General features: G+C 45.5%; 1 protein-coding gene. It reads right to left on the reverse strand.

The genetic code is table 11. The annotated features are described in order from the left end of the window. Nucleotides 1-257 (reverse strand): GA-like domain-containing protein (locus AC1M83_RS14250; protein ID WP_481590953.1); only part of this gene is annotated, 257 nt, incomplete at both ends.

Raw genomic sequence — 257 nt, forward strand, 5'->3', positions numbered from 1 at the left:
TGCCAATACTTGTTCGTACTCATCTGCTACGCCATCTTCGTTTTCATCATTTACTGTTGGTAAGGTGATGTCGACTAGATCATCTAAGCGTACATCCAATGCGTCTTTGTCTGCTCCTTCTGGAAGTGCATCAACTTTCGCTTGTGCTTCTTCTTTAGCAGCAAGTGCATCATCACGTGCTTGAGTCAGCTCAGCAAGTTCTGTTGGCGTGATTAAACCATCTGATTCTGCATCTGCTAGTGCTTGCTCTGCCTCAG

This window comes from Acinetobacter sp. 25-47-130, from assembly GCF_056779705.1.